The following is a 3159-nucleotide window of genomic DNA, read 5'->3' on the forward strand; positions in this document are numbered from 1 at the left end:
AATAGAAGAAACCGGAGAGTGACAGAAGAGGGTTACAGCGCTTTGCGCTGCTATGAGGGACAGTATTGAATCCTTAAAGCCATATACCACAACCCTATTCCCTATTCCCTATTACCTATTCCCTAGCGCAAAGCGCTATATCTGTCAGTGTCTTACATACCCTCTATTATGAACAATCGGGCAATCCAGAAGGCCCTCCTGTAGTGGTCTTACATGGGGGACCAGGAGGGGGATCTTTACCCGATTATCGCCGCTATTTTAATCCCCAGAAATGGCGAATTATTCTCTTCGATCAACGGGGATGCGGTAAAAGTACCCCCCATGCAGAATTACAAGATAATACCACCTGGGATTTAGTTGCCGATATTGAACGCTTACGCAGCCATTTAGGTCTCGAACAATGGGTTGTATTTGGTGGGAGTTGGGGGAGTACTCTATCTTTAGCCTACGCTCAAAGCCATCCAGAGCGCTGTCAAGGATTAATTCTGCGAGGCATCTTTTTATTGCGCTCCCAAGAATTAAACTGGCTGTATCAGGAAGGAGCCAGTTATATTTTCCCTGATGCTTGGGAAGAGTATGTTAAACCCATTCCACTCGAAGAGCAAGATAATTTTTTATCTGCGTATTATCGACGACTGACCAGTGATGACCTACAAGTCAGACGGGAAGCGGCTCAAGCCTGGTCAGTGTGGGAAGCGAGTACCAGCAAGCTCTTTCCGGATCTGAATTTAATGGAAAAGTTTGCTGATGATAGGTTTGCGGATGCTTTTGCTCGGATTGAATGCCATTATTTTATCAATCTCGGCTTTTTTGATAGTGAAGATTGGTTCTTTCAAAGTCTCGATCGCATTCGCCAGATCCCCACTGCCATTGTCCAAGGACGCTACGATCTCGTTTGTCCGATGAAAACGGCTTGGGAAGTCCATCGAGCTTGGCCGGAAGCTGAATTTCAGGTCATTGCTGATGCCGGTCATTCCATGGCAGAACCGGGTATCCGTAGTGCATTGATTGAAATTAGCGATCGCTTCCCAGTTTAGATCATTCACCTCATTTTTTCATAAACAAAATTGCACCCGCAAGCACCAGTCCCACCCCCAAATAACGGGATAAGGTCATCGGACGGGGGTCAAGTCCGATGCCGTAGCTATCCAACAGGGAACCGAGAAAAAATTGAATGGCTAAACTCAAGGAAAAAGTCGCCAAAAGACCGACCCGCGATACACAATAGGAAATACCACCCACAATCACTAAACCGCAGATTCCCGGCACAATAGCATATCCGGGTAAGAGGCCATAATTGTTCCAGCTATACCCTGCCAATACGGTACGCAATAGGGCGATCGCTAAAATGAGCAGCCCCCCTCCCGCATAGGTCATCACAATATTATCAAATACACCGATTTTCTGTTCTAAAATACCCATAACTTGAGCTTGAATCGTTACCGCAACTCCGACAGCAACGACGACCAATAAAGTGACGAATTGGGTCATAATGATCTTAAAATAGGGACAGGATTAATTAGAAATTTCCGTAATTTCAATTACACGATCGTGGAGGTCTTTCACCAAAAAATTCAAGGGTTTATTGCGGCGAATTTTATTCTTTACTCCTCGCAATTGTACCCGCATTAACACCTGTTCTAAACAATCGCGATCGAAACAAACATGGCGTTGGCGATCGTTATGGCCTAAACTTGCCCCAGAAATCACATGCAGTTGGGCATTTTTTTTCAATTGATACCACAGTCCTTCCGGGATATCTTTTTGCACCGTTTGCGTTATTCCTGGGGAGAGATAGAGCGGATCTAAACCTGTAGTTCCCAAGGTTTGCTCGTAATTATAATAATAATGAAGCGGTACATCGGCTTCTGGTAATTGCAGTAAATCCTCGTATAATACTCTAGCAATCTCTAAGTCCGATACCATAATTGTATAAACTTTAGGGGCACTGGTGAGGAACATCCACATCGCTCCAGCATAGGCCATGAGCAACATTACCATAATTCCCTGAGTGGAAAAAAGGGAATCAATCGGTAAAAAAGAGAACAGAGATCCGAGTAAAGGGAAGGTGAAACCTGCGATCGATTGTGTTTCTAAGACCATGGACTCAAAATAAGGGCAATGTTATTTAAGAATAATGGCATAAATGGAAAAATGTCCCATTGTGCCCATCATTCTAGCAACTTTGCGCTCAATCGGAAGGGGAGTTAACGGTGGTGTGGTTAGCATTGGTTATGGGAAACTCGCGATTTCATTGGGGATTAGGCGATCGCCACTCATTGCTCTCTTGCTGGAATACAGCCAGTTTATCCGTCAATGAAATAGAGAAAATCATCCCTGAACTAGAACAGGGAAGGATTCCAGAGCAGATCTTGGACGGATGTCCTCTCAAGGAGGAATTTTATTCAAGACTCTTTAATACTCTTCCCTTGTGGATTGCATCCGTAATTCCCGAAGTCACGCCCCTCTGGACATCCTATTCGCCAACCCATGTGATTGAGTTAGCAGATTTACCTCTGAAGGGCATGTACCCCACATTTGGCATCGATCGCGGTTTAGCGGTTGTTGGTGGGGGAGTAAAATGGGGATGGCCGGTATTAGTCATTGATGGAGGAACGGCATTAACCTTAACTGGAGCAGATAGCGATCGCCATTTAGTTGGTGGCGCAATTTTACCTGGATTAGGTTTGCAAACCCGTCTATTAGCCGAACATACCCGCACCTTACCCCAAATCAATCTATCTGAGCAACTGCCCAAACGCTGGAGTTTGGAGACGCAAGAGGCGATCGCCAGTGGTATTCTGTATACCGTCTTAGCTGGTTTGCGCGATTTTATTCAAAATTGGCACAACCACTATCCCCAAAGTCCTATTCTTCTCACAGGTGGGGACGGCGAATTACTCACGAAAGTCCTGATCCAACAGTTTCCTCAATTGTACTCTCATCTTCATTTTGACCCCGATTTAATCTTTTTAGGGATACGGTGTAGCATGAGCCAAAAAATCTGATACAGCGCGAAGCGCTGCTATGAGGTACATTGTTGATCGTAGATTCGAGTTGTCATTGCGACCGCAGGGAAGCAATCGCCAAGATTTGGGGATTTTGCGATTGCTTCATTCCACTTGCGTGACCTTCGCAATGACTTATCTCAATGATACT

General features: G+C 45.1%; 4 protein-coding genes. 2 read left to right on the plus strand and 2 right to left on the minus strand.

Going from position 1 to position 3159, the window contains the following annotated elements:
* Nucleotides 1-110: 110 nt before the first annotated feature.
* On the plus strand, nucleotides 111-1037 hold the full coding sequence (gene pip / locus J7545_RS07085; RefSeq protein WP_413038569.1) for a prolyl aminopeptidase: 927 nt from the start codon (nucleotides 111-113) through the stop codon (nucleotides 1035-1037).
* Between the two features lie 10 nt (nucleotides 1038-1047).
* Here pip and J7545_RS07090 read toward each other — a convergent pair whose 3' ends face one another.
* Nucleotides 1048-1491 (minus strand): DMT family transporter, encoded by a 444-nt coding sequence (locus J7545_RS07090; RefSeq protein ID WP_318699175.1) that lies wholly within the window; start codon nucleotides 1489-1491, stop codon nucleotides 1048-1050.
* Between the two features lie 24 nt (nucleotides 1492-1515).
* On the minus strand, nucleotides 1516-2103 hold the full coding sequence (locus tag J7545_RS07095) for a glyoxalase-like domain protein (protein ID WP_278003089.1): 588 nt from the start codon (nucleotides 2101-2103) through the stop codon (nucleotides 1516-1518).
* 131 nt (nucleotides 2104-2234) lie between these two features.
* On the opposite strand from J7545_RS07095, the gene J7545_RS07100 reads away from it, so the two are divergent.
* Nucleotides 2235-3008 (plus strand): pantothenate kinase, encoded by a 774-nt coding sequence (locus tag J7545_RS07100; RefSeq protein ID WP_318719345.1) that lies wholly within the window; start codon nucleotides 2235-2237, stop codon nucleotides 3006-3008.
* Nucleotides 3009-3159 lie beyond the last annotated feature (151 nt).

It is taken from the genome of Roseofilum sp. SBFL (assembly GCF_017746885.1).
Classification (GTDB): Bacteria; Cyanobacteriota; Cyanobacteriia; order Cyanobacteriales; family Desertifilaceae; genus Roseofilum.

Excerpts from the sequence above, each read along its gene's own strand:
- J7545_RS07095 (WP_278003089.1), bottom strand. The coding sequence starts at position 2,103 with ATGGTCTTAGAAACACAATCGATCGCAGGTTTCACCTTCCCTTTACTC.
- J7545_RS07090 (WP_318699175.1), bottom strand. The coding sequence starts at position 1,491 with ATGACCCAATTCGTCACTTTATTGGTCGTCGTTGCTGTCGGAGTTGCG.
- J7545_RS07100 (WP_318719345.1), top strand. The coding sequence starts at position 2,235 with ATGGGAAACTCGCGATTTCATTGGGGATTAGGCGATCGCCACTCATTG.